At 61.8% G+C, this 24,516-nt stretch carries 19 protein-coding genes; 8 read left to right on the top strand and 11 right to left on the bottom strand.

Translation table 11 applies throughout. The features are described from left to right. The first annotated feature begins 1 nt into the window (after nt 1). Genes IB249_RS22995 through IB249_RS22980 form a run of 4 tightly spaced genes read left to right on the top strand, consistent with a single transcriptional unit; the run spans nt 2 to nt 3,265 of the window. Nucleotides 2–562 carry an MSMEG_0567/Sll0786 family nitrogen starvation N-acetyltransferase gene (locus tag IB249_RS22995; RefSeq protein ID WP_192308035.1) on the top strand — a complete coding sequence of 187 codons (561 nt, stop codon included), beginning with the start codon at nt 2–4 and terminating at the stop codon, nt 560–562. Continuing rightward, a complete protein-coding gene (locus IB249_RS22990; protein ID WP_192308034.1) occupies nt 555–1,586 on the top strand; it encodes a sll0787 family AIR synthase-like protein in 1,032 nt (343 codons plus the stop codon). Before IB249_RS22995 ends, IB249_RS22990 begins: the two co-directional genes overlap by 8 nt. 1 nt (nt 1,587) lies before the next feature. After that, nucleotides 1,588–1,917, top strand: coding sequence for an MSMEG_0570 family nitrogen starvation response protein (locus IB249_RS22985; protein ID WP_192308033.1), 330 nt, complete (start codon nt 1,588–1,590; stop codon nt 1,915–1,917). Nucleotides 1,918–1,966: 49 nt separating this feature from the next. After that, nucleotides 1,967–3,265, top strand: coding sequence for an MSMEG_0569 family flavin-dependent oxidoreductase (locus IB249_RS22980; RefSeq protein WP_192308032.1), 1,299 nt, complete (start codon nt 1,967–1,969; stop codon nt 3,263–3,265). Nucleotides 3,266–3,302: 37 nt separating this feature from the next. Here the strand turns inward: IB249_RS22980 and IB249_RS22975 are convergent, their stop codons facing one another. Further along, complete coding sequence (locus tag IB249_RS22975) at nt 3,303–4,361, bottom strand: MBL fold metallo-hydrolase (RefSeq protein ID WP_225607156.1); 1,059 nt, start codon at nt 4,359–4,361, stop codon at nt 3,303–3,305. A gap of 45 nt (nt 4,362–4,406) precedes the next feature. Beyond that, on the bottom strand, nt 4,407–5,723 hold the full coding sequence (locus tag IB249_RS22970) for an alkaline phosphatase D family protein (RefSeq protein WP_192308031.1): 1,317 nt from the start codon (nt 5,721–5,723) through the stop codon (nt 4,407–4,409). Nucleotides 5,724–5,988: 265 nt separating this feature from the next. Between IB249_RS22970 and ppk2 the strand changes: the two genes are divergently transcribed. After that, nucleotides 5,989–6,813, top strand: a complete 825-nt coding sequence (gene ppk2 / locus IB249_RS22965) for a polyphosphate kinase 2 (protein WP_192308030.1) — start codon at nt 5,989–5,991, stop codon at nt 6,811–6,813. Nucleotides 6,814–6,904: 91 nt separating this feature from the next. Here ppk2 and IB249_RS22960 read toward each other — a convergent pair whose 3' ends face one another. The 6 genes from IB249_RS22960 to IB249_RS22935 all read right to left on the bottom strand — a co-directional run bounded on the left by IB249_RS22960 (nt 6,905) and on the right by IB249_RS22935 (nt 15,917). Continuing rightward, complete coding sequence (locus IB249_RS22960) at nt 6,905–8,341, bottom strand: efflux transporter outer membrane subunit (protein ID WP_192308029.1); 1,437 nt, start codon at nt 8,339–8,341, stop codon at nt 6,905–6,907. 1 nt (nt 8,342) lies between these two features. Continuing rightward, a complete protein-coding gene (locus tag IB249_RS22955) occupies nt 8,343–11,534 on the bottom strand; it encodes an efflux RND transporter permease subunit (protein ID WP_192308028.1) in 3,192 nt (1,063 codons plus the stop codon). Further along, complete coding sequence (locus tag IB249_RS22950) at nt 11,531–12,751, bottom strand: efflux RND transporter periplasmic adaptor subunit (protein ID WP_201192333.1); 1,221 nt, start codon at nt 12,749–12,751, stop codon at nt 11,531–11,533. The genes IB249_RS22955 and IB249_RS22950 overlap by 4 nt, the downstream gene beginning before the upstream one ends. Nucleotides 12,752–12,873: 122 nt before the next feature. Continuing rightward, nucleotides 12,874–13,779, bottom strand: coding sequence for a DUF2950 domain-containing protein (locus IB249_RS22945; protein WP_192308027.1), 906 nt, complete (start codon nt 13,777–13,779; stop codon nt 12,874–12,876). Next, nucleotides 13,776–15,227, bottom strand: a complete 1,452-nt coding sequence (locus IB249_RS22940) for a DUF3300 domain-containing protein (RefSeq protein WP_192308026.1) — start codon at nt 15,225–15,227, stop codon at nt 13,776–13,778. The genes IB249_RS22945 and IB249_RS22940 overlap by 4 nt, the downstream gene beginning before the upstream one ends. Before the next feature lie 111 nt (nt 15,228–15,338). Further along, nucleotides 15,339–15,917 carry a hypothetical protein gene (locus IB249_RS22935; RefSeq protein WP_192308308.1) on the bottom strand — a complete coding sequence of 193 codons (579 nt, stop codon included), beginning with the start codon at nt 15,915–15,917 and terminating at the stop codon, nt 15,339–15,341. A 274-nt stretch (nt 15,918–16,191) separates the two neighbouring features. Between IB249_RS22935 and IB249_RS22930 the strand changes: the two genes are divergently transcribed. After that, nucleotides 16,192–16,695 (top strand): MEKHLA domain-containing protein, encoded by a 504-nt coding sequence (locus IB249_RS22930; protein WP_192308025.1) that lies wholly within the window; start codon nt 16,192–16,194, stop codon nt 16,693–16,695. Between the two features lie 14 nt (nt 16,696–16,709). On the opposite strand, the gene IB249_RS22925 is transcribed toward IB249_RS22930, so the two are convergent. Beyond that, entirely contained in the window at nt 16,710–17,660 is a 951-nt protein-coding gene (locus IB249_RS22925) for a site-specific integrase (protein ID WP_192308024.1), read from the bottom strand. 181 nt (nt 17,661–17,841) lie between these two features. Between IB249_RS22925 and IB249_RS22920 the strand changes: the two genes are divergently transcribed. Next, nucleotides 17,842–18,846, top strand: coding sequence for a DNA-binding protein (locus IB249_RS22920; protein WP_192308023.1), 1,005 nt, complete (start codon nt 17,842–17,844; stop codon nt 18,844–18,846). A gap of 92 nt (nt 18,847–18,938) precedes the next feature. Here IB249_RS22920 and IB249_RS22915 read toward each other — a convergent pair whose 3' ends face one another. Both IB249_RS22915 and IB249_RS22910 read right to left on the bottom strand, forming a co-directional pair. Then, the gene (locus IB249_RS22915) at nt 18,939–19,610 is read right to left on the bottom strand and encodes a response regulator (RefSeq protein ID WP_192308021.1); all 672 of its coding nucleotides are present in this window, start codon (nt 19,608–19,610) and stop codon (nt 18,939–18,941) included. After that, nucleotides 19,585–22,968, bottom strand: coding sequence for an ATP-binding protein (locus IB249_RS22910; RefSeq protein WP_192308019.1), 3,384 nt, complete (start codon nt 22,966–22,968; stop codon nt 19,585–19,587). Before IB249_RS22910 ends, IB249_RS22915 begins: the two co-directional genes overlap by 26 nt. Nucleotides 22,969–23,226: 258 nt before the next feature. Between IB249_RS22910 and urtA the strand changes: the two genes are divergently transcribed. Further along, the gene (gene urtA / locus IB249_RS22905; RefSeq protein ID WP_192308017.1) at nt 23,227–24,471 is read left to right on the top strand and encodes an urea ABC transporter substrate-binding protein; all 1,245 of its coding nucleotides are present in this window, start codon (nt 23,227–23,229) and stop codon (nt 24,469–24,471) included. The last annotated feature ends 45 nt before the right edge of the window (nt 24,472–24,516 follow it).

Here is a 24,516-nt window from a genome sequence, read left to right as displayed (position 1 = left end):
CATGCCAAATCTCGCCTATGCGTTGGTCGACAGTACGTTTGAACCGTTCCGCGCCGGTGAATTGCTGGTCAAGCCGGCCAGCGAACACTGGGAGAAACAGGCCTATTACGCGCTGCGTCGCTCGGTATTTTCCGATGAGCAACAGCTCCTGGCGCAGGACAAGGACCGCCACGATTTCCAGGCGATTGCCATCGTCGCCCTGGCCGGCAACTGCGGCATGGCCGATCAGGTGGTGGGCGCGGTGCGCATCTATCAATCGGAGCCGGGCCTCTGGTATGGCGGTCGGCTCTGTGTGGCCCCGGCGTATCGACGGCACAGCCTGATTGGCACCGCGTTGGTCAATGAAGCGGTGTCGCGCGCCAAGGACCTGGGGTGCGAGGTGTTCCGGGCCACGGTGCAGGCGCAAAACGAACGGTATTTCCATGGCCTGGGCTGGCAAACCCTTGAAACCCTGGAACTGCTCGGCCAGCCCCATTGCCTGATGCAGGCGGATCTGCCGAGCTATCCGTTGATGCCGCGCCAAGTGTCGCTGCGGGCATTGAAGGTGGCCCGACATGACTGAGTTCGTGGATCTGTCGACGCTGCTCGAGACGTTGCGCAATACCCCGGCGATGCGCGCCAAGCAGGCGATCCAGCAGCCCGCCGCCGCCATCGGAGCTGCCGGGCACTCGCTGAGCCGAGAGCAGCTCTACGCGCTGCCGGGCGATGACACGGCCGCCATCGCCTGTGGCGAGCATTTTCAGCTACTGGCCATTGAAGGCATGTTGCCGGCGTTCGTCGAGGCGGCGCCGTGGTTTGCCGGGTGGTCGGCGGTCATGGCCAATGTCAGCGATATCACCGCCATGGGCGGGCGGGCGACGGCGGTGGTCAATGCCTACTGGCATCACGACGACGCAGCCGCGCAGCAGATGCTGGCAGGTATTCGCGCCGCCTGCGCCGCCTATGGTCTGTTGCTGGCCGGTGGGCACACCAGCCTCGCCTCCGGCCATCCGGGCGCGCTGGCCGTGGCCATTACCGGCATTGCGCACACCTTGCTGTCGACCCTGCATGTCGCCCCCGGCCAGGTCATCGCCATGGCGGTGGACCTCGACGGCGTCTGGCATGCCGACAGCCCCTATTGGAAAGCCTTCGAAGGCGTACCTGCCGAACGCCTGCGCAGCAAGCTCGACGTCCTCCCACGCCTGGCCGAGGCCCGACTGCTGCACGCCGCCAAAGACATCAGCAATGCCGGGGTGCTCGGCAGCCTGTTGATGCTGCTGGAAGCCACCGGCTGCGGTGCGACCATCGACCTGTCCGCGCTGCCGCGTCCGCCGGCGGCCGAATTGCTTCGCTGGCTGCAGGTGTTTCCCAGCTACGGGTTCCTGATGACCCTCGATGAGCGGGACTGGCCTCAGGTGCAGAGCGCATTCGCCTTCGAAGGCGTGTGTTGCGCACGCATTGGCCAGGTCACCGCCGACGGCGCATTGCGCACTCGCCTCGGCCTGCAGCAGGCGCCGTTCTGGAACTTGCGTGAGCAGGCCTTCACCGGCTTCAGCTACTCCCATCTCGACCTCAGCCCTTTAAACCTTGCACAACAGGAGCACTGACATGCCCGCCGTCAATTTCAAGATCCGCTGGCCCAATGGCCGGGAAGCCACCGGCTACTCGCCCTCGACCGTGATTTTCCAGTACCTGGAAGAGGGCGCCAGCTACTCGCTCACGGACTTCCTGCAACGCCTGGACAGTGCGTTGAACAACGCCTCGGAGCGGGTCAGGGAGGTCAAGGGGTTCTATTGCAGTTCGGCCATGGACACCTTGAACTCGCTCAAGGGCCAGGCCAGCTACCTGCCAGATCCTGGCGAAGGGCAGGTGGAGATTCTCAGCATGCGTACCGAAGGCGCCGGCCAGGTGATCGGTGCGGGCTGGAGCTCATTCTGACTGATCGATCTTTCTCTCACCCTTTCATCACCGATGACCGGAGCCGCACATGACCCGCCCACTTACCTCAATCAAACCCCTGCATTACAGCGTGATCGTCGTCGGCGGCGGTCAGGCCGGGTTGTCCGCCAGCTATTACCTGCAACGCGAGAACATCGATCACCTGGTCCTGGAAAAGCACAGCGTGACCCATACCTGGCGTAACCAGCGCTGGGACGCCTTCAGCCTGGTGACCCCGAACTGGCAATGCGCCTTGCCGGGCTACAGCTACAACGACGACTTCAAAGGCACCGACCCGCACGGTTTCATGAAGAAGGATGAAATCAACCAATACCTGGCCGGATTCGTCAAAAAGGTCAATGCGCCAGTACGTGAAGGCGTTGCCGTGCAGCGGGTGATTCCTCGCACCGAGGGCGGCTTCCAGGTACACACCTCACAGGGCGAGTTCAGCGCCGACCAGGTGATCGTGGCGTCCGGCGGTTACCACACACCGATCATTCCACGCCTGGCGGAGCGTTTGCCGGCGGAGGTCAACCAGATCCATTCCGAGCAGTACCGCAATCCCCAGGCGTTGCCCGCCGGGAATGTGCTGGTGGTCGGCTCCGGGCAATCCGGTGCGCAAATTGCCGAGGACTTGCACCTGGCCGGGCGCAAGGTCTACCTGGCGGTGGGCGATGCACCGCGTTGCGCGCGTTTCTACCGGGGCAAGGACGTGGTCGACTGGTTGGCGCAGATGGGCTACTACGACATCGGCGTCGACACCCACCCCCTGCGTGAAGGCGTGCGCGACAACACCAACCACTACGTCACGGGCCGCGACGGCGGGCGAGACATTGATCTGCGCCACTTCGCCCGCGAAGGCATGCGGCTGTTCGGTCGCCTGGACGGGTTGCAGGGTACGCGCCTGCAATTCGCCAACAACCTGGCGCAGAGCCTGGACAGCGCCGATGCCGTGTACAACCGCATCAACGCTTCGATTGACCAGTACATCGAGCAGCACGCGATCGATGCGCCACCCGGTGAGCGTTACCAGCCGGTCTGGACCCCGGAGCAGGCGTGCGACGAACTGGATCTTGAGCAGGAAGGCATTACCAGCATCATCTGGTGCATCGGCTTCAGCCCGGATTTCACCTGGCTGGAAGCCCCGGTCTTCAACGGTCGTGGTCATCCCGCCCACCAGCGCGGTGTCACGGCCCAGCCCGGCCTGTACTTTCTGGGGTTGCCGTGGCTGTACACCTGGGGTTCCGGGCGTTTTTCCGGGGTGGCCAAGGACGCGCAGTTCCTGGTGGATCGCATCCGCGCATCGCGCGCCGAACCTGCCGAGACGAGGCGAGCGATTGCAAAGTGATCGTCTGCGCTATCCCCGGCCAGTCGGCACAAAGGGCTCACGGGCGCGGTAGCAGGGACACCTCGGACAAAGGCTCCGGCACCTCATACTCGTAGCCGTTCAGGCGCTCGATCAGACCCTTGTAATCCTGCAGGGGGATGGTCCGGGCTGGTTGCCGCAGGTCGTTGCCGAAGAAATTCTCCCAGTGCCCGACCAGAACCTTTTTCGGTCGGGTCACTCGCAGCAGGCCGGTGGGGTAGTACTCGACTTCTTCCCAGCTCGCGGCGCAGAGAATTTCCAGGTCGAAACCTTTACTGTCGGCAATCACCGGCGGGAAACCCCAGGGCGGATCGGCAGCGCTGTCCTGATAATGAATGCGGTAAGCGGGTTGGCCGTTGTCATCGAGCAGGTCGATTACCCAGGCCAGGGTCTTGTGGCCGTTCTTCCAGTCGAAGATGGACGTAGGCACTTCTGTCAGATCGCTGTCATAGGCCCCGGGCAGGAAGTTGATGCCCAACAGGTGCGGCGCATGCATGCTGTCTACCGGCATCGCCCGGATCTTCCCGCTCGGACGCCCGCCCGCGACGCTGGAAGCTGGCTCGCCGTCCCGCAGTTGCTGCCCGGTTGAGTAAAACCAGGTGCCACGCCATCGCGGATCCTTGTGGTCGCTGATTTGCGCGCGACCAGGAACGACCGTGGCCGGTGCGGGCTTGTAGGCGTGCAACAGGTGCCGGACAGTCTCCGATCCGTAAACCACTGCTTTTGGCGCATGCAGACGCACCACGCGCTCGACGTCCAGCAGGTGATCGTAATGGGCGTGGCCGACCAGCAGCAGGGTCACATCGCGGGCATCCGGCATGTTCAGGTCGACCTTCTGCCGGTCGGACTCGACCGTAAGAGGCGGCAGGCCAACGATGCCCAAGGTCGCCGGGTTGCTGAAGGAAGGGGCCAACAACAGGCCTTCACCTTTCCAGTGCAGCAGCCAGCCGCCAACCCCCAGGTACTGGATCTTCGGCTCCTGCAAGTCATGCCGGTCCGATACTTGTAAACCCTTGTGCTCTGGAACGTAGGTGCAGGCGTTGAGGAGTAACACAGCGACCAACAGGGTTCTGTGCATGGTCGAGCCTTCCCGAGGCGGTTGTGGTCTGCGCTTCAGTCAGGTTCAAACCTTGCCCTTGAACGCTGGCTTGGTCAGATCCGTTGTGGTTCTGAAAATGCTGAATTCAATGGACTGCCCGTTGGTGACAGTAATGCTCATCACGTTCGAATGGGCCCCGTAGTAGGTGTTTTTCCGGATGGTCGACTTGTATTGAAATCCATTGCCGCTCCTTGGTGTGGGAGGCGAGTAGTAGGCATCCTGCGGCCAATCGGGTGTGAACTGGTTGATCGGGCTGGACATCAGTTCGTGGATAACGGTTTTGTTGCCCGCGTTGTCCGATATTTCCATGTCGGCGCAATACGCGGTGTGCATGTCGCCCGTCAGGAATACCACGTTGCCGATGCCGTTTTTCAGGATGTGTTCGAGGATTCTTTCCCGTTGCACCGTGTAGACCGGGTCGCACCATTTGTCCTTCTTCGGATTCTTCACTTCCCCTACGAAAGGAACGCTGGTGACGATGAACTTGGTGTTGCTTCTGTACTGGGTCATCCAGGCGAGCAGACGTTGCAGTTGCTTGTCGTCGATCATCTGGTTCAGTGCCGAAATGCGTGAAGTGCGCGTGTCCAGCACGAAGAACTGCACATCGCCATAGCTGAAAGCGTAGTAATACTGGTCCGGTGCTCCCAATGTGGGTGGGTTGTGCGAGTGCTGGAACTCCCAATAGGCCTTGAGGGCCATGCGCGCCAGGGTCCCGCCCAGTTCGCTGCTGCCGTTTTCGTAATTGTTGGTGATCTCGTGATCATCCAGAATCATGTAGTGCGGCAACTCGGTCAGTACCCGCTTGGCCGGGATGCAGTCGTCCCAGGCGTCGAGGTATTTGTCCCGGTAATGTTCAAGGCTGGCGTCGGGCTTGAAGGGGATGTCGGCATAGATCTGGTCGCCGGCATGCATCATGAATCGCGCCTGGGTTTTCGCCGCGACCCTGGAAATCGTCAGCCAGGACTGGTCGGGCCGCTCAAGGATGCCGAGCGAGTGCAGGTTGCAGGACCCCAGCAGGAACGAGAACGGCTGTCTGGCGGTTTTCGGGAAGGTCTTGAATCGACCCTCCGCATAGGCATCCCGGACGCGGGCATCGGCGGGGGAGTCCTTCTGTTTGCCAAACGCCACTTTGACCTTGTAATCCGTGTCCGCCGCCAGGCCTGTGAACTCATGAACGGCGGTGTAGAACTCGGACGCCAGCGTGAGCAAGGGCACTTCCTGGAGTTTTTTGTTGTTGACCGGGTTGATCAATTGAAGAAAGGCGACCGGCCAGCGATCGGATGCTCTGACCCAGACCTTGGCGGAAGTATCGGTGGTGTGTCCCAAAATGAGTTTCGGCATTCGAATATCCCTCAGAAAGAATAAACGGCGAAAACTGCGATGAGCGTGGTTGGCAGAGGCAGTGAAACTGTAGCTGCTAAATGACTGTTCAACCGAATGGACAATCGATTGTTCAGTGAAACGCCGGACCGCCGTCCTTTATGCCAACCCCCTCAAAACATGCCATGGACCATGGCGGTCAAACGGTTTGGATCTACACTGATTCCGGGGGCGACATCGGGGTTTGCATCGATAATCCAACACTTCAATCTCGTGAGGCCCGGTCATGGCAAAAGCAAAGAACAAGCGTTCGCTCAACGCCGACTCCGCTGACAGCCCCAAGCTGAAAAACAAGGACTATCTCGGCGAGCTGCGCCGCCTGCATGTGGAACTGGTCAAGTTGCAGGAATGGGTGAAGCAGGAGGGCCTCAAGGTCTGTGTCATCTTTGAAGGCCGTGACGGTGCAGGCAAGGGTGGGACGATCAAGGCGATCACCGAGCGGGTCAGTCCGCGGGTGTTTCGCGTGGTGGCGCTGCCTGCGCCAACCGACCGTGAAAAAAGCCAGATGTACTCACAGCGTTACCTGCCACACCTGCCGGCGGCGGGCGAAATCGTGATCTTCGACCGCAGCTGGTACAACCGCGCCGGGGTCGAGCGGGTCATGGGTTTCTGCACCGAAAAGCAGGCGGACAAATTCCTCAAGTCCTTGCCCCTGGTCGAGCGCGCGATTGTCGATTCGGGGGTCATCCTGCTCAAGTACTGGCTGGAGGTCAGCCCGCAGGAGCAGACCCGGCGACTCGAAGCCCGCATCGAGGACGGCCGGAAAATCTGGAAGCTGTCGCCGATGGACCTCAAATCCTACAGCCGCTGGTATGACTATTCCCGGGCGCGTGACCAGATGTTCAAGGCCACCGACACGGAGTACGCGCCCTGGCTGGTAGCCAATTCCAACGACAAGCGGCGCACGCGCCTGAACATCATTTCCGACCTGTTGAGCCGCATTCCCTACAAGGACGTGCCACGGGAGAAGGTCAAACTGCCCAAACGACAGAAACCCGGTGGCTATCGCGAACCGGATTACCCGTTCCGGCACATCCCTGAACCCTTTTGACAGGGCACTTAGCGACTGCGCGCTTGCGACCTGTCCCGTGCAATGGGCGGCTGGAGAACAGGAGGATTTCAATCAGTCGGTCGCTGCCTTTTCATGGCTGCGCGGCGCGGGTGTCAGCGGCGGTCAGTTGGTCCGCCCCGGTCACCCAGCCGCCGCCGGTGGCCTTGTACAGATCGATCATCGAGGTGAACACCGAGCCGCGGGTGCGGGTGTAGTTCAGCTCGGCGTCGAACAGGCTGCGCTCGGCGTCCAGCACTTCGATGTAGCTGGTATAGCCGTTGTCATAGCGCAGTCGCGCATAGTGGGCGTAGGTGCGCAGCGCCTCGACCTGGCTGGCCTGGAAGGCCATTTGCTCGCGGGATTTGCTGGAGGCGACCAGTGCGTTCTCCACGTCGCTGAACGCCGATTGAATGGCTTTCTGATAGCTCAGCAGCGCTTCCTGCTGGAACGCTTCGGCCTGTTGGACCTGCCCGGCGATGGCGCCGCCGGTAAAGATCGGCATGTCCGCTGCGACGCCGTAGGACCAGGTCGCGGCGGGGCCGGTGAACAGGTTCGACAACTGGTTGCTCACCGACCCCAACAGCCCGGTCAGGGAAATGGTCGGGAAATACTGCGCCTTGGCGGCGCCGATCTGCGCATTTGCCGAAATCAGGTTCAGTTCGGCCTGGCGCAGATCGGGCCGGCGCTCCAGCAAGTCCGAGGGCAAGCCGGCCGGCACCGCCGGCAGCGTCAGGTGTGCCAGGTCGCGACCGCGCAGGATCGGGCCGGGATTGCGTCCAAGCAGCACCGCAAGCAGGTTTTCCTGTTGCGCAACCAGGGGCTCGAACTGCGCCACCGACGCCAGGGTCCGTTGGTACTCGGACTGGTTCTGCGCCAACTCCATCTCGGAGATGGTTCCGGCGCCGAAGCGCAGCTTGAAGATTTCGAAGGAATCACCCCGCACCTTGGCGGTGGTGCGAGCGATCTCCAGTTCCCGGTCCAGGTCGCGCAGCGTCACGTAACTGGTGGCCACGGAGGCCACCAGGCTGAGGATCACGCTGCGTCGGCCTTCCTCGGACGCCAGCAGATCGGCGCGGGCAGATTCGTTGAGGCGGCGCAGGCGCCCCCAGATGTCCAGTTCCCAATTGACGCTGAGCAGGGCCTGGTAATTGTTGTAGACGGGGTCGACGGTCGAACTCAGGGGAACCGGACCGTTGTCCCGCGGCGCCCGGTTGCGCTGACCCTGTGCACCCAGCCCGATCTGGGGGAAGTACAGCGAACGGGTTTCACCGTAGCGTCCCTGGAATTGCTCCACGCGCGCGGCGGCAATCTTGATGTCCTTGTTCTCGAGCAAGGCGCTTCTTATCAGCTCGTTGAGCACCGGGTCCTGGAACTGCTCCCACCACAAGGTGTTGGACAGGTTCTTCGCCTCCTTGTCCGCGTAGCGGTAGGCCGCAGGGGTTTCGATCTCGGGTGCCTGGTAATCCGGGCCGACCATGCAACCGACCAGTCCCAGGCACAGCAGCAGTGCAAACGAGGGATTGGGCATGTCAGTCCTCCTCGTGGCGGCGCTGTGCCGCTCCGTGGGGAACCGGGCCCGCCTCCGTGGTCTTGTGCTCGGCGTCCTTGCTCCCGAACATGCGCTCGGCCAAGTAATAGAACAGGGGGATGAAGAACACCGCGATGACCGTCGCCGCCAGCATGCCGCCGATCACCCCGGTGCCGATGGAGTGGCGGCTGTTCTCGGACGCGCCGACCGCAATCGCCAGCGGCACGCAACCCAGGATGAAGGCCAGTGAGGTCATTACGATCGGGCGCAAACGCTCCCGGGCCGCGGTCATCGCCGCGTCGTAGGCCGACATGCCGGCTTCCCGGTTGAGCACCGCGAACTCGAAAATCAGGATGGCGTTCTTGGCGGCCAGCGCCACCAGCATGGTCAGGCCGATCTGGAAGTACACGTCGTTGCTCAGGCCGCGAATCAGCACGGCAAGCAGGGCGCCGAACAAGGCGAAGGGCACCGCCAGCAACACACCGACCGGCAACGACCATTTTTCGTATTGCGCCGCCAGGATCAGGAACACCATCACCAACCCGAAGATGAACACCTGGGAGGAGGCGCCGCCACTTTTCTTCTCTTCGAACGCTTCGCCGCTCAGGGCCAGCGCGTAGTCATTGCTCATGATCTCGGCGCTGATCTGTTCCAGCGCGGCCAGCGCCTGGCCGGAACTGTAGCCGGGGGCGGCGTTGGCGGTGAGCTTGACCGCCGGGAAATTGTTGAAGCGGGTCAGCAGGTCGGGGCCGGTGACGTAACGGGTGGACAGCACCGCCTTGAGCGGCACCATGTCCAGATTCTTGTTGCGCACGTAGATCTGCTGCAGGTCTTCGGCCTTGAGACGATAGGACGGCTCGGCCTGCAGAATCACCTGCCACAAGCGGCTGAATTTGTTGAACTGGGAAACGTACAGCGAACCGAACATGGTCTGCATGGCGCTGTAGACGTCTTCGACGGGCACCCCCAGCGACTCGGCCTTTTCCCTGTCGACATCGACCATCAGTTGCCGCGAGTGAACGTCGAAGGTCGAGGTAATGGCGCCCAGTTCCGGGCGTTCCTTGGCTTTTGCGATCAGGGTGCCGACCACCTCCGCCAGTTGATCGACGCCGCCATCGCCCTTGCTTTGCACCCACACCTCCATGCCGCCCGTGGTGCCCAGGCCAGGAATGGACGGAGGATTGACCGGCAGGATGATGCCTTCCTGGACGGTGGAAAAGGCATGGGCGGCTTTCTGGATCACCGCTGGGGCGCTTTGCTGCCTGATGGTGTCCGAGTCCTTGTAACGCGCCTCGAAATCCTTGAAACCGACAAAAAATGCTGCCGCGTTGTTCTTGTTCTGGCCGTCCAGCAGGCTGTAGCCGTTGACGATGGCGACGCCTTCGACGGACGCATCGTTCATGAAGAAATCACTGGCCACCTGACCGACCGCGCCGGTGCGATCCAGGCTGGCGGCGTCGGGCATGATCACCGCGCCCAGCAGATAGCCCTGATCCTCCGGCGGCAGGAAGGCACTGGGTATGCGCTGGGCCATCAGCAGGATCAGCACGATCATGCCGGCGAACAGCAACAGCGCGACCACGAAACGCTTGATCATGAACGCCACCGAGCGCGAATAGCCCTCGGTCATGCGCTCGAAGTTGCGTTCGAACCAGCGGAAGAACGCATTTTTTTCACCGTGCTGCGGCTTGAGCAGCAATGCCGCGAGAGCCGGTGACAGGGTCAGGGCGACGAGGCCGGATATCACCACGGAAATGGCGATGGTGATCGCGAACTGTTTATACAGCTGGCCGGTGATACCGCCCATGAAGGCCACCGGGATGAACACCGCGCACAACACCAGCACGATGGCGACCACGGGGCCGGCCACTTCGTCCATCGCCCGTTTGGCCGCATCCTTGGGCGTCATCTTGTGCACCTGCATGTTGCGCTCGACGTTCTCGATCACCACGATCGCGTCATCGACCACGATGCCGATGGCCAGCACCATCCCGAACAGCGTCAGCATGTTCACCGAAAAGCCCAGGGCCAGCATGCCGATGAAGGTGCCGACAATCGACACCGGCACCGCTATCACCGGTATCAGGGTGGCACGCAGGCTCTGCAGAAAGATGAACACCACGATCACCACCAGCACCAGTGCCTCGAAGAAAGTGTGGATGACCTCGGAAATCGAGGCGCGGGTGAAGGCGGTGGTGTCCATCACGATCTTGTATTCGATGCCCTCGGGAAAGGTCGCTTTCATGTCGGCCAGGGTCTTGGTCACCGCAGCCGAGACGTCCAGGGCATTGGCGCCGGGTTGCTGATAGACGGCGATCAGGGTCGCCGGTTTGCCCTGATAGGTGCTGCGCAGCGAATAGTCCTTTTGCCCCAGCTCGGCGCGGCCGACGTCCTTGAGGCGAACGATGGCCGCGCCCTGATTGCTGGCGCGCAGGATGATGTTCTCGAACTCGGCCGGTTCGGTCAGGCGGCCCTTGGTGGTCACGGCAAACGACTGTTCCACGGGGGCGCCCGTCGGTGACTGGCCGACACGGCCCACCGCGAACTGCTGGTTCTGGTTGGCCACGGCCCTTTGCACATCGGCGGCGGTAATGCCCAACTGGGCCATGCGATCGGGCTTGAGCCAGATGCGCATGGCGTAGTCCGGCGTGCCGAAGATACTGGCCTGGTTGGCGCCGGGAATGCGCTTGAGCGCGTCCAGCACATAGAGGTTGGCGTAGTTGGCGACGTAGGTGCTGTCGTAACGGTCACCGGCGGAGTACACCGCCAGCACCATCATGAACGCGGATGATTTCTTCTGCACCTGAATACCCTGGCTCTGCACGGCGGAGGGCAGTTGCGGTAACGCCAGGTTGACCCGGTTCTGCACATCCACCTGGGCCAGCGACGGGTCGGTGCCGATCTCGAAGAACACGTTGAGCGTCATGTTGCCCGTCGCCGAGCTCGACGAGTTCATGTAGATCATGTTGTCGGCGCCATTGACCTGCTGCTCGATGGGGGCGGCGACGTTATTGGCCACCACCTGCGCATCCGCGCCGGGGTAGGTCGCCGCCACGGTGATCTGCGGCGGCGTGATGTCGGGGTATTGGGCGACGGGCAGCGCCAGCATGGCCACGGCACCGGCCAGGGTGATGACGATGGAAATCACCGAGGCGAAGATCGGCCGGTCGATGCAATAGTGGGAGAGGCTCATGGGCTTTTACCGCCCGTTGCCGCACCGGCTTTTATCGTCTGCCCGGCTTCAGCGGGGACCGGCGCAGTCACGGGTGCGTCGTTGATTTTCAGCGACCCTCCGGGTGTCACCCGCAGTGCACCATCGACCACGATGCGCTCGCCGGCGCGCAGGCCTTTGCTGATAAACCAGTTATCACCTTGCCATTCGCCCACCTCGACCACCCGCTGCTCGGGTTTGCCTTCGCCGTTGATGACCCAGACGAAGTGACTCCTGGCACCTTCCAGCACGGCTTTTTGCGGCACCAGAATCGCATCGGGCCGGGACGCGCCCTTGGCCAGCGCGCGCACGAACTGTCCGGGACGCAGCAGCCCGTCGGGATTGGCGAGCACGGCGCGGACCAGAAAGGTGCCCGTGTCCTGGCTGTAGGAGGGCGCGAGGAAATTCACTTTGCCGCGTTCAGGCACCACCGTGCCGTCGGCCAATACCACCTCGACGACAAAGTCGCTGCGTGACGGGAACTTCAGGCGTCCGGCGGCGATTTCATCGCGGTACTTGAGGTTTTCGTTTTCCGAAAGACTGAAGTTGACGTACATCGGATCCATCTGCGAAACGGACGTCAGCAGCCCCGATTCGCCGGGCGTTACGTAGCTGCCTTCCTGTTTTTTCGCGTCACTGGAAAGACCGTTGAGCGGCGAGGTGATGGTGGTGTAGCTCAAGTTCAACTGCGCGGTGCGCACGGCGCCTTCCGCCGCAAGTACCGCGGCTTTGGTCTCGCGTTCGGCGCCGACGGCGTTATCCAGGTCCATCTTGCTCACGGCATTCTGCGCCGCCAGTGGACGGACGCGGGCGAGGGTGGCCTTGGCCACTTCCCAGCGCGCCTGTTGCTGGGCCATCTGCCCCTGGGCCGACGCCAGTGCCGCCTCGAACGGCTTGCGGTCCATCTGGAACAGGACCTGGCCGGTTTTCACCAGGTCGCCTTCCGTGTATTGGCGTTTGTCCAGGAAGCCGGCGACCCGCGCGCGTATTTCCACTTCGCGGGAGCTCTGGGTCTGGGCGACGAATTCGAAGGTCACCGGGGTGTCGCGGGCCGTCACGGTCATGACGGTCACCTCGGGTGCCTGGCGGGCAGGGGCAACAGGCTCTTTCCCGCAGCCGCCCAACAAGGTCGAGAGGCCGGTGAGAAGGACAATCGGCACGCTCAAGCGCTGCCTGACAACGAATGAATCCACACTCATGTCCTGCTCCCTCAAGGTCTCCCGCACAAAGAGCGTAGCTACTAATGTGGCGCAGCGCTAACGGCTGGAAACCCACCTCGTCATGGTGGTCCGGTGCGGCGGGCGCACCTGGAGAATCCACGCTATTTCGGATCGGCGCTCACCACCGTCCAGCTGTCATCCGGGTCAAAGCGCTTCATGGACTGGGCCACTTTGGCGCCATCAGGGCCCAGGTCTTTTTCGAACACCTGGCCGTCATGGCTGATCATGAAACTCATCACCCCGGTGTCGTTGTATTTGACAGGCCAGGCGATCATGGCGAAACCGCGGCTCATCTTGTCGCCGATCAGGTAGCTGTAGGCACCACCGGGCGCCGATGGGCCCTGATCCTCGAGGATGCGGAAGTGGTAACCGTGCCAGCCTTCGCCTGCGGTGTTCTTGCCGAACAAGGGGCCCAGCGGACTGATCTGTCCGCTGTCATCGTCGGCCCAATAGAGGCCATCGTGCTTGCCCGGGGTGCTGAAGATCTTCTGCGCGTACTCCAGCGCGCCGTCGCCGTCGCGATCCACCGATGCATAGTCCATCTGCGCATCGTGGTAAGTCAGTACGGCCTGCTGTGCGTCCAGCTCGTTGCGGCCAATCCGGCGGGCGCGAAGCTCGGCATTGCCCGCCTTGATGTCGAACCGCCAACCGTTGTCGCCCTTGATCAAAGGGATCGGCAACGTCCAGTTGTCCTTGCCAACGGCCAGGGTCGCCTGGCGCTCACCGGTTTTCTCGATGTGATGCTGCTCGCGGTACTGCTTGAGAAACGCTTCCACGTCGGCGCGCTGCGAACCTTTGCGCGGGATATAGCTTTGCCAGTCCTGCCCCAGCAACTCGGTCAGGCGGGCCTGATCGGCGCGTTCCGTCCCGAGCGCCTCGACAAAGGCCTCGGCCGCTTTGTCCGGGGTCGGGAATGCTTGCTGGGCCATGACGCAGAACGAGCATGCCATGCCGGCCATGATCGCCAGGGCCCTAGGGAGCGCTTTCAGCCTGGGATGCTGGTTCATCGACGACCCCCTCTGGAACGTGCCGGCGCGCTGGATGGACGACTGATCGGGTGGCCGACGGCACGCGCGCCGCCGGGGCGCTGGGCAGAAGCCTGGCTGGCCCGGCCACGCAAGGCTTGCGCGTTGGATTGCGACGGCGAGCGCACGCCCGCGAAGGCGTTGTCGCGGGCCGCTCCACGCTGCTGCGCGCCTTGACGGTTTGGCGAGACTTCCTGCCGGCGCTGGCTGGTCTGGGCAGGCTCCCGGCGAGGCTGTGGGTTTTCCCGAGCGTTGCGGGTCTGGCCCTGGCTTCGGTCGGATGCCCGCGAACTGTCCCTGCCGGGCTGCATCCGGTTGCCGATCGAACCTTCGGACTGTGCCATGCGCGCCTGATCCCGTGCCTGGCGATTGCTGGTGGCCGGGCGTTCAATGCCAAACTTGTCCATGGAGTTGCGCGCTTTTTCACGGGCCTGGGCACGCTGGGCATTGTCCCCGCGAAACGCCTCACGCTGCCGGGCGCCGTCCAGTTGCCGGCCGTATTGTTCACGACTGCGGGCGTCCCGATAGGGCACACCGTCGCGATTGGCCGGGTTGTGCTGCCATTTGTTGCTGGTGATCCGGTTGTTGGCATTGATGTTGTTGTAGCGGTTGACGTCAATGTCGATGTCGTTATGGCCCCAGTCGCAGTCACCCCACAGCGAGGCAACGATCGCCACGCCCGTGCCGAACGCCAGCCCGGCCACCAGCGCCGAGCCGGGGTAATAGGCAGGCGGCGGCGGATAATACGTGGGCGGCGAGGCCGGATAAGGCCAGGTGCCATAAGTGGTGGTCGGGTTGTATGTGGGGACGTACACCACCTGCGGATCAGCGGGCTGGATGATGATGGTCGAGGGGCTGCTGGCGGCTGGCGCAGCCTCCTGGGCGGATGCCGGCACTGAAGCGGGGGTTGCCACTTCCACTTTCACGTTCTGATACTGGTTGCTCTGCAGGTTGCCCGCTGCCTGCGCCTGGCGACGCAGGTTTTGCACGCTGGCCATGACATCATCGGGTTGTGCGAGAAAGGCATCGCCCAGACGCTGGACCCAGACAGGGTCCTGGCCAAGGGTGGCCAACACCTGAGGGAAGGCGACCAGCGCCTGCACGCTCGGGTCCCAGGGCTCACTGGCCACCTGCTTGACGGCGTCGTCACCCTTGGCTTGCGGATGGGCCTTGGACCAGGTGACCGCCTCGGCGATTTCCCCCGGATAGGTGCTGGCCATCAACACCTGAGCCAGCAGCGGGTCAGGGTAAAGCGCGATGGGGGCGAGCATTTGCTCCAGCTGTTCCTGGGAAAACACCGGGTCTTTGGCCGATGCCGTGGCAGGCGCCGTGTCGGTGGCGTTTGCCGGCGCATCCGCTGTTTGCGCCTGAACCAGAGGTCCACTCAGAAACACAACGACCGACATGGCATAAAAGAATGATCCACGCATTGCCTTACCCCTGCATGACCCATTGCGCCAACAGAAGAGGAGGGCTGAAAAGGCGGCGGAAAGCGCCCCTTCAACCCGCGACAATCAAAATCCCGCCAGTGCTGAGGCTGGCTAGCGTGAGGTTTTGACGTTCAGGACTTCGGTAAAGATGGCGTCGACCGTCTGCCCGACCTTGAGTTTGCTCATCCGGGCCTGAAGCTCGGGGTCTTCGACTTTCACCACCCGCACGGGGCCTTCGGGTGGGAGCAAGGTCACTTCATGCTTTTTCAGATCGATCGCGGTGATCTTCGACGTGACCTTGACCTGGCGAACCGCCTCGCCGCCGGGGTTGGGGTTGTCCTTGGTGGCGCGCACCACCGCCGACTCATTAGTGACGCCCGGTTGGTCGCCGACGTTGGTTTCGAGCACATAGGCGACCGAACGAACCACCTGGATATCGATCTTGTCACCGACTTTCAGGTTGTGCAGGTTCTTGGCCTGGTCCGTGAGCTGGAGGGTTACCGGTTTGCCTTGGGCGTCTTCAATGGTCACCTGATAGTTGGCCGGATCAACGGCCAGTACCTGGGTGATGATTTGACCTTCCAGTGTCTTGGATCCCAACGGGATTTCGGCTGCAAGGACAGATTGACCGGCAGCGGTCAAGAAGGAGGCGAGCGCACCAGCATAGGCAAGAAAACGGATGGGTTTCATAGGCCTGCATTTCCATGTGATGTTGGACGAGGCTGCGCGATGGAAGGCAGGACGCATGACGCAGTCGCCAAAGCATAGTCCCTGATTGCCAACGTGCCCGGTCACGACGTCGCATTTGTGGCGGCGGTCTTTTCGCGAACAGGCTCGCTCCCGCAAGTCCAGTGGTGCCCTTGTGGGAGCGAGGGTGGTTAACGATAGCGCGGGGAGCCTGATACCCTTCGCTGCTTTCAGGTTTCTCGCGAGCAGAAGGCTCGCTCTCACAGGCCGACTATTTATGAGCAAAATTGAAGCGGGCGCCCAACTCCCGCTGGAAATCATCCAGCAACTCGACGAATCCTACCGGCGCTGGACCGGGCACCGACTGCCTTGCCCGGCCTCCATCGATGGTTCGCGCGAAGCGTGGATACACCATCACGCGCCCTACAGCCTGGTGGCCCATAACGATGACGCTGACCCGCATTTCATATATGCCAATGAGTGCGCGCTGAACTGCTTCAAATACAGTCGTGAAGTTTTTTGCGCCATGCCTTCGCGGTTCAGCGCTTCAAGCCTGGACAGGGCTGCGCGCCAGACGTTGCTGGAAGTGGTAACGGCCAAAGGCATTGCTTCTGGGTACACAGGTTATCGTGTCGACCGCCATGGCCAGCCGTTCATGATCTACGACGGGATCGTCTGGGAAGTGCTGGACGCAGAAGGGCGGCGAAAGGGCCAGGCGGCGTTGTTCTGGCCTCAACCTGCACCCGTTGGCAGGTTTGATGGCAGCGATAGCCTGTCGTGAAACCGGGCTTGCGTCTAATCGCTGATCCGCTGCGATGGCCTGGACACCTGGACCGCCAATCCACCAAACGACGCGGCGGAATCGACGTACCGCAACGCGGACTTCACATCCTTCCAGCCCACATAGCTCATCAAGCCCTTGATGTCCCAGCCATTCGCTGATGCCCAGGTCGCAAAGCCGCGACGCATCGAGTGGCTGCTGTAGAGGTCGGCCGAGACGCCCGCCTGCTTGAAAATGCGCCGAAGCAGGGGAATCAGGCTGTTGGCGTTGATAGCGTCCTCGGCGAGATTGCCCCAGCGATCAATTTTTCTGAACACCGGCCCCCGTGCAATGCCGGCGGCGGTGATCCAGTTGATATAGGCCTGAACGGGGCATAGCGTCTTCAATGCCGGGGTCTGGTAAGTCGCCCCCAGGTGTTGTCGATCGCCCTTGGAGTGCGGCAGGTAGAAGGTAATGCCGGCGCCGGCCTGCGCCTGGGTGTGTTCGACCTGCAGGCGTGCCAGTTCGTCACCCCGGAAGCCGCGCCAGAATCCGATCAGCACCAGCGCGATGTCGCGACGATGGCGCATCACGCTGGGCCATTGCCCGCGCTCAGCCGCCAGTGCCGCCTCTCGCTCCAGCCAGGCCACGGCTTGTTCCAGGTGAATCAGCAGCAGTGGGGCGGCCTGTTTTTCCTGGGCGGGGTGCAACGCCCGAATGCCCTTGATCATCTGTTTGACGGTAGGCGTCTTCGTCGGATCCGGAAAGCCCTGGGTGATATGCCACTGGGCCAGCGCCGCCAGGCGCTGCTTCAACGTGCTGATGGCCAACTTGTGCGCGTACTCAGCGAGGTAGCGCACGATGCCATCGCCGGTGGCCGGCAGGAACCCGCCCCACGTCACCTCGAAGTGCTCCACCGCTGCACGGTAGCTGCGCCGGGTGTTTTCCCGGGTGCCGGCGTGGAGATAGCGATCAACCTTGTTCATTTCGACCTGCCTGCGCTGAGCCTGCCTTGCGGCGGATGTTGAAAGGCGGAAAACGCCTCTTTGATGCGATAACGCTCCATTATTTTATCAAAGTCATAGGGATTCTTTGTGCTAATTTCATACGTATTGTAGTATGTGTATACATGTTACGTAATACAGTACGAAATCGTAGGAGTGATCGATGGCGCGTGGCGGCGTAAATAAGGCAATCGTCCAAAAGGCGCGGGAATCGTTGCTTGCGCGCGGCGAGAACCCGAGCATCGACGCCGTACGCATCGAGCTGGGCAATACCGGCTCGAAAACCACCATTCATCGTTATCTGAGGGAAATCGAGGATGCCGATCCTCGACCGTCCACCTCCGAGGCGCGCTTGAGCGAGGAACTGACGGCGCTGGTCGCCCGCTTGCTGGAACGCCTGACGGAGGAAGGGCGGGAAGCGATCGCCCAGGCCCAGGCGGTTTTCGATGAGCAACGCGCCGCGCTGGAGCAGCGACTCGATGCCTCAGCGTCCCGACTGACTGAACTGCAACACCAATTCGATATCCAGCACAGCGCACTGGAGTCTCAGTCCCAGGAGCTGCAGCTCTGCCAGGCCAGCCTCCAGGCTGAAATCACGCGCAATGCCGGCCTGAGTCAACACGGCATCGACCTGGAGTTGCGAGTGCAGGAGAAGGACGAGCAGATCCGTTCCCTGGAAGAAAAGCACCTGCACTCCCGCGAGGCGCTGGAGCACTACCGCACTGCGGTGAGGGAGCAACGTGATCAGGAACAGCGCCGGCACGAAGGGCAATTGCAGCAGGTGCAGGTCGAATTGCGCCAATTGCAACAGAGCCAGATCCTCAAGCAGGAGGAGCTCACCCGACTGAACCGGGACAACGAGCGCCTGCTGAGCGAAGCCAGGCAGCAGGCAAGAGCCATGGCCACTCAGGCAGATTCATTGCAGCGCCTGGCGGACGCCAATGCCGACTTGAAAACCACGGCCGCGAGGGCGCAAGGCGCCAGGGACCTGCTGCAAGAGCAGATCGGTGTATCGCGGGACGAAATCAAACGGCTCGAAGGCGCGGTGGCGCAGGCCAGTCAACAGCTGTCGGAGGCCGAGCGAGCGCTGGAGCAATCCTGTGCCGAGGTCGACGCACTGCAGCAGCTCATGAATCAATCTCAAACAGGTGAAGCCAATGACGGATAAAAGTGTGCAACGTGGCGGTGTGTCGGTGGAGCGATCGAGTCTGAAATCCGCTCATGAGCGCATCGTTGAAATGCTTTCGAGCGGCGCCATGATCAACCCTCTCTCGTCATCGCGGCCAGCGCTACCGAGGTTGCAGCCGTCCGTGTCTCCACACCCAGCTTGATGTAGATATGCTCAAGGTGTTTGTTCACGGTTCTCGGGCTCAGTTGCAGGATGTCGGCAATGTCCTTGTTGGTCTTGCCGCAGGACACCCAGCGCAGCACCTCGACCTCTCGTTCGGTCAGTTGAAAGCGATTGGACAGGCGCGTGTACACCAACGCGTCGTCGAATCCGACCTGCTGGGAAGAGTTTCGCGCTGATTGCAGCGTGCGAGCGGTGCGCAGGTGGGACGCGACCCTGGCGATCATCTCCGCGCACTGGATGGGTTTGGTGACGTAATCGATCGCTCCCGCCTCAAACCCCTTGACCACATGATCGGTATCGGTCAGCGCCGTCATGAACAGTACCGGAATGTTTGCCGCGTCAGGCTGTTGCTTGATCTGTCGACAGGTTTCGAACCCGTCGAGGCCGGGCATCATCGCATCGAGCAGGATCAGGTCGGGTCGCCGGCGCTGGATCCTCGCCAATGCGCTGTTGCCATCCAGCGCCACCAGCACCATGTATCCGGCTTCATCCAGGGCATCGGAGAGCAGCGCGAGATTATCCGGGGTGTCGTCAACGATCAGAATGACGCCTTTCTCATTGGGCGGGGTGATGGCGTTCATTGAGTACCTCCTTGAGTTGCAGACTCAGTTCATCCAGACGAAAACCCTTGGCCAGCGCGCGCAGGTCGGCAATGAAGCTGGCGCTGGCGACGCTTTCGCGTTCGATGGCATCGAGCTTGTTCTGGATGCCGCGCACATGCCCGAGCCCGCACAGTTCATGCAAGTCCTCGAGGTCCTGGCGTGGCGGTAGCACCCATGGGGATTTCGTCTCGGCGCTGTTGAGCAGCCGGTGCTGCCACTCCAGTTTCAGGTGATGCTTGAGTCGATCGAGCAGATCCCGCAGATGCAGGGGCTTGGACAGGTAGTCGTGGCCAAGATTTTCATCGGTGGAAATGTTGGCGTTTGCCGACAGTACGATCACAGGCACGTCGGAGTGCGCGTTGTGACGAATCATGCGGATGGTCGTCCAGCCGTCCATGTCCGGCATGGACAGGTCCATGAGAATGAGGTCTGGGTGCAGCAGCGATACCTGGCGCACCGCGTCCATCCCGTTCTCGGCCTGGGCAATCTCGAAGCCCAGTGGCTCGAGCATCCCGCTGATGACCTTGCGATGCTCGACGTGGTCATCGACCACCAGCACCCGTCGCCGTTTTCCGTGATAACCGATCACGTCATGGTTGGCGTCTTCAACGGCTTTGGGCACCCGGACTTCCGACAGGAACAATCGGACCTGAAAGCGCGTGCCTTCACCCGGGTTGCTTGAAACGGAAAGGGCGCCCCCCATCAGCGACGTCAACATGCGGGTGATGGTCAACCCCAGCCCCACGCCGTTGTCCTGGCGCGTTTGACCGCCCCGTTCGAAGGGCTGGAAGATTCTGTCGATCTGCTCCGAGGCAATCCCGATACCGGTGTCGATGATGTCGAAGATGGCGGTTTCCCTTCGGTAGCTGACGCGCAGGATCACCTCGCCACGGTCGGTGAAGTTGACCGCATTGCCCAACAGGTTGATCAGTATCTGCCTGACGCGTTTCTCGTCCCCGCGCACCACCATGGGCATGCGCCCCTCAAGCTCAAGGCGAAAGGTCAGGTTTTTGTGGCCGGCCGTACTGGCAAACATTTTCTCCAGGTCATGCACAAACTCCTGGAACAGGATTTCCGACGGTTCCAGGCGCAATTTCCCGGCCTCGATCTTCGCCACGTCCAGCAGCCCGTCGATCAGGGACAGCAGGTGAGAACTGCTGCGCAGGATGGTGGCCAGCGGGTCCTGGTGTTGCGCGGGTGTGAGGGCGTCGCGCTGCAGGATCTGGGTGAACCCGAGGATGCTGTTGAGCGGGGTTCGAAGTTCGTGGGAGAGCCCGGTGATGTAACGACTCTTGGCGGCATTGGCCGCTTCCGAGGCTTCCTTGGCTTTCTGCAGGGCCTGGTCGGTCCTCTCGTGGGCTTCGATTTCCTGGATCAGCAAGGACGTCTGGCGCTCGGATTCCTCCTGGGCAACGCGCCGGCTCTCTCTGGTCAGCACGATCCACCAGGCCAGCACGCCAGCCGACACGCAAACCATCAGGAACGCCTTCAGGAACGCCAGCGTCAACATCTGGTGTGCCTGGGGCGACTGGTCGATCAGCCCATGGGCGACCTGGTTGTAGATCAGCGCCAGGCCGCCCGAAGATCCCGCCACCAGGATCGTCATCAGCCCCAGGTATTGCGCCAGACGGGTATGCAGGTAGCGGCGGGGAAGGCGGGGCAGGAGCCGGCCGATCAGGTCCTCGAGCTGCATCGACAGCCGTGCGCGTGTCTTGCACTGGTCGCCACAGCGCGCATCCAGCGAACAGCACAGTGAACAGATGGGTGAACGATAGGCAGGGCAGTACGCCATGTCCGGTGTTTCAAAAAGGTTGTTGCACAGGCCACAACGCAGGTTTTCCTGAGGGCCTTCGGGGTGAAGCAGGTGGGTGGCGCTGGTGCGGGCAATGTAATACCTGCCTTGGGTCAACCACGCCAGAAACGGCGCGACGATCAGTGCGATGGTCAACGAAACAAGGGGCGGTGCCGCTTGCGCCAATGTGCCCAGCAAGCCGAAGTGGGCGCAAAAAGACGCCAGGGAGGCGATCAACATCGCGCCCACACCCACGGGATTGATGTCGTAGAGGTGCGCGCGCTTGAATTCAATGTGTCTGGGTGACCAGCCCATGGGTTTGTTGATCACCAGGTCAGCGACCAATGCGCCAATCCAGGCAATGGCCACGTTGGCATAGAGCCCCAGGACCTGTTCAATCGCGTCGAACACGCCCAGTTCCATCAGCACCAGGGCGATGGCGACGTTGAACACCACCCAGATCACCCGGCCGGGATGACTGTGGGTGACGCGGGCGAAAAAATTCGACCAGGCCAGAGAGCCGGCGTACGCATTGGTCAGGTTGATCTTTATCTGGGAAATGATCACGAACAAGGTCATGGCCGCCAGTGCCCATTCCGGCGAACTGAACACATAACGGTAGGCCACCAGGTACATCTGGGTCGGTTCAGCGGCCCGCTCGATGGGCACCTCATACTGCAAGGCAAGAAATGCCAGGAACGCCCCGGCCATGATTTTCAGGGCACCGGGAATGATCCAGCCCGGGCCGGCCATCAGCAATGCCGCCCACCAGCGCTTGCGATTGCGCCGGGTTTTCTCCGGCAGGAACCGCAGATAGTCGACTTGCTCGCCAATCTGGGTGACCAGTGACAACGCAACGCTGAAGGCAGCACCAAACAGCAGCAGATCGAAGGTGCGACCTTCACCCTCGCGCCCGGAGAACGTCATCCAGTCACTCAGGGCCGAAGGGTTTTTCCAGATCACGAAGACATACGGCACCAGCAGCAGGACCAGCCACAGCGGTTGCGACCACATCTGCAATCGATTGATCAGCGTGATGCCATAGGCCACCAGCGGAATCACGATCACCGAGCAGATGACGTACGCCAGCGCGAGCGGGATATGGAAATACAACTCCAGGGCCAGGCCCATGATGGCGGCTTCAAGGGCGAAGAACAGGAACGTGAAGCTCGCATAGATCAGCGAGGTGATGGTCGAGCCGATGTAGCCAAACCCTGCGCCGCGGGTCAGCAGGTCCATGTCCACGCCATAACGCGCCGCGTAATAGCTGATGGGCAGGCCGGTAAAGAATATCACCAGGGCGGCGGCCAGAATGGCCCACGCGGTGTTGGTGAACCCATAGCTCATCACCAGTGCACCGCCAATCGCCTCGAGTGCCAGGAAGGACACCGCGCCAATCGCCGTGTTCGCGATGCGCAGCTCCGACCATTTGCGGAAGGACTTGGGGGTGAACCTCAGCGCGTAGTCTTCCATCGTTTCATCGGCAACCAGCCGGTTGTAGTCGCGTCGGATCTTGATGATGCGCTGGGAACCTGATGAACGCACGGTACGCTTCCGGTAGAGAGGGAGGGGAAAGTCGCCGTCCCTGGCAGGAGCGGGTCGAAGCAAATTCCATGCCCCGCCCTGGATGCCTGGGCGCGATGATGCCCGTGAATCGCGGCGTTGGCGGTAAGTCAAATGACGTACATCGCTACGTCATGCTGCGTATACCGGGTTGCTGCAGTGGCCTGCATGCTGCGTTCACCTCGCGACGAAACGCCAATTAGAGCGTTTGCCGCGAATTACCCGCACAGGAGCCGCACCATGGAAAAATCCTTAACAGGCGCCAAGCGCTTTCTCCCTCGACGGCTGACACTGGGCGCCGCCGCGCTCTCGCTGATGGCCGCGAGCATACTTGGCCAACCGGCGCTTGCCGATGACGCCAATACCACCGGCCTTGCCGTGACCGCCACCGAAGTGACCGTCGGCCAGCTGCATTCGGCCACCGGCACGATGGCGATCTCGGAAACCGGCTCGATCCAGGCCGAACGGCTGGCCATCGAGCAGATCAACGCTTCCGGCGGGATTTTGGGTCGCCAGATCAAAGTGGTGCAGGAAGATGGTGCGTCCGACTGGCCGACCTTTGCGGAAAAGGCCAGAAAACTGTTGGTCGGCGACAAGGTCGCCGCCGTGTTCGGCTGCTGGACGTCGGCTTCGCGCAAAGCGGTGTTGCCGGTGTTCGAGAAGGAAAATGGCTTGCTGTACTACCCGACGTTCTATGAAGGGCTGGAGCAGTCCAAGAACGTGATCTACACCGGCCAGGAAGCCACCCAGCAGATTCTCGCCAGCCTGGACTGGATCGCCAAGGAGAAGGGCGCCAAGACCTTTTACCTGATCGGCTCCGACTACATCTGGCCGCGCACTTCGATGAAGATCGCCCGCAAGCACATCGAAAACGTGTTGCACGGCACGGTGGTCGGCGAAGACTACTACCCGCTGGGCAATACCCAGTTCGGTTCGCTGATCAACAAAGTCAAACTGAAGAAGCCCGACGTCGTGTTCGCGGCCGTCGTCGGCGGCTCCAACGTCGCGTTCTACAAGCAGCTCAAGGCCGCCGGTGTCACCGCCGCCAAGCAGAACCTGTTGACCCTGTCCGTCACCGAAGACGAACTGCTGGGCATCGGGGGTGAAAACATGCAGGGCTTCTACGCGTCGATGAAGTACTTCCAGAGCCTGGACAACCCCAACAACAAAGCCTTCGTCGACGCGTTCAAGGCCAAGTACGGCAAGGATGCGGTCATGGGCGACGTGACCCAGGCCGCCTATCTCGGGCCGTGGCTGTGGAAGGCCGCCGTAGAGAAGGCCGGCAGCTTCGACATCGACAAGGTCGTTGCCGCCTCACCGGGCATCGAACTCAAGACCGCGCCGGAAGGCTATGTGAAGGTCCACGACAATCACCATCTGTGGAGCAAGACCCGCATCGGCGAAGCCCAGGCCGACGGGCAATTCAAGGTGATCTACGAGTCGGATCTCATCGAACCGAACCCTTTCCCCAAAGGTTACCAATAAGCCTCGTTCAAAGTGAGGGCGCGCAGCCCTCACTTTGAAACCGTC

It is taken from the genome of Pseudomonas sp. PDM04 (assembly GCF_014851765.1).
GTDB lineage: Bacteria > Pseudomonadota > Gammaproteobacteria > Pseudomonadales > Pseudomonadaceae > Aquipseudomonas.
The sequence above is the reverse complement of the archived record's forward strand: the minus strand, read 5'-3'. Positions and strand labels throughout refer to the sequence as shown.

Excerpts from the sequence above, each read along its gene's own strand:
- IB249_RS22995 (WP_192308035.1), top strand. The coding sequence starts at position 2 with ATGCCAAATCTCGCCTATGCGTTGGTCGACAGTACGTTTGAACCGTTC.
- IB249_RS22990 (WP_192308034.1), top strand. The coding sequence starts at position 555 with ATGACTGAGTTCGTGGATCTGTCGACGCTGCTCGAGACGTTGCGCAAT.
- IB249_RS22985 (WP_192308033.1), top strand. The coding sequence starts at position 1,588 with ATGCCCGCCGTCAATTTCAAGATCCGCTGGCCCAATGGCCGGGAAGCC.
- IB249_RS22980 (WP_192308032.1), top strand. The coding sequence starts at position 1,967 with ATGACCCGCCCACTTACCTCAATCAAACCCCTGCATTACAGCGTGATC.
- IB249_RS22975 (WP_225607156.1), bottom strand. The coding sequence starts at position 4,361 with ATGCACAGAACCCTGTTGGTCGCTGTGTTACTCCTCAACGCCTGCACC.
- IB249_RS22970 (WP_192308031.1), bottom strand. The coding sequence starts at position 5,723 with ATGCCGAAACTCATTTTGGGACACACCACCGATACTTCCGCCAAGGTC.
- ppk2 (WP_192308030.1), top strand. The coding sequence starts at position 5,989 with ATGGCAAAAGCAAAGAACAAGCGTTCGCTCAACGCCGACTCCGCTGAC.
- IB249_RS22960 (WP_192308029.1), bottom strand. The coding sequence starts at position 8,341 with ATGCCCAATCCCTCGTTTGCACTGCTGCTGTGCCTGGGACTGGTCGGT.
- IB249_RS22955 (WP_192308028.1), bottom strand. The coding sequence starts at position 11,534 with ATGAGCCTCTCCCACTATTGCATCGACCGGCCGATCTTCGCCTCGGTG.
- IB249_RS22950 (WP_201192333.1), bottom strand. The coding sequence starts at position 12,751 with ATGAGTGTGGATTCATTCGTTGTCAGGCAGCGCTTGAGCGTGCCGATT.
- IB249_RS22945 (WP_192308027.1), bottom strand. The coding sequence starts at position 13,779 with ATGAACCAGCATCCCAGGCTGAAAGCGCTCCCTAGGGCCCTGGCGATC.
- IB249_RS22940 (WP_192308026.1), bottom strand. The coding sequence starts at position 15,227 with ATGCGTGGATCATTCTTTTATGCCATGTCGGTCGTTGTGTTTCTGAGT.
- IB249_RS22935 (WP_192308308.1), bottom strand. The coding sequence starts at position 15,917 with ATGAAACCCATCCGTTTTCTTGCCTATGCTGGTGCGCTCGCCTCCTTC.
- IB249_RS22930 (WP_192308025.1), top strand. The coding sequence starts at position 16,192 with ATGAGCAAAATTGAAGCGGGCGCCCAACTCCCGCTGGAAATCATCCAG.
- IB249_RS22925 (WP_192308024.1), bottom strand. The coding sequence starts at position 17,660 with ATGAACAAGGTTGATCGCTATCTCCACGCCGGCACCCGGGAAAACACC.
- IB249_RS22920 (WP_192308023.1), top strand. The coding sequence starts at position 17,842 with ATGGCGCGTGGCGGCGTAAATAAGGCAATCGTCCAAAAGGCGCGGGAA.
- IB249_RS22915 (WP_192308021.1), bottom strand. The coding sequence starts at position 19,610 with ATGAACGCCATCACCCCGCCCAATGAGAAAGGCGTCATTCTGATCGTT.
- urtA (WP_192308017.1), top strand. The coding sequence starts at position 23,227 with ATGGAAAAATCCTTAACAGGCGCCAAGCGCTTTCTCCCTCGACGGCTG.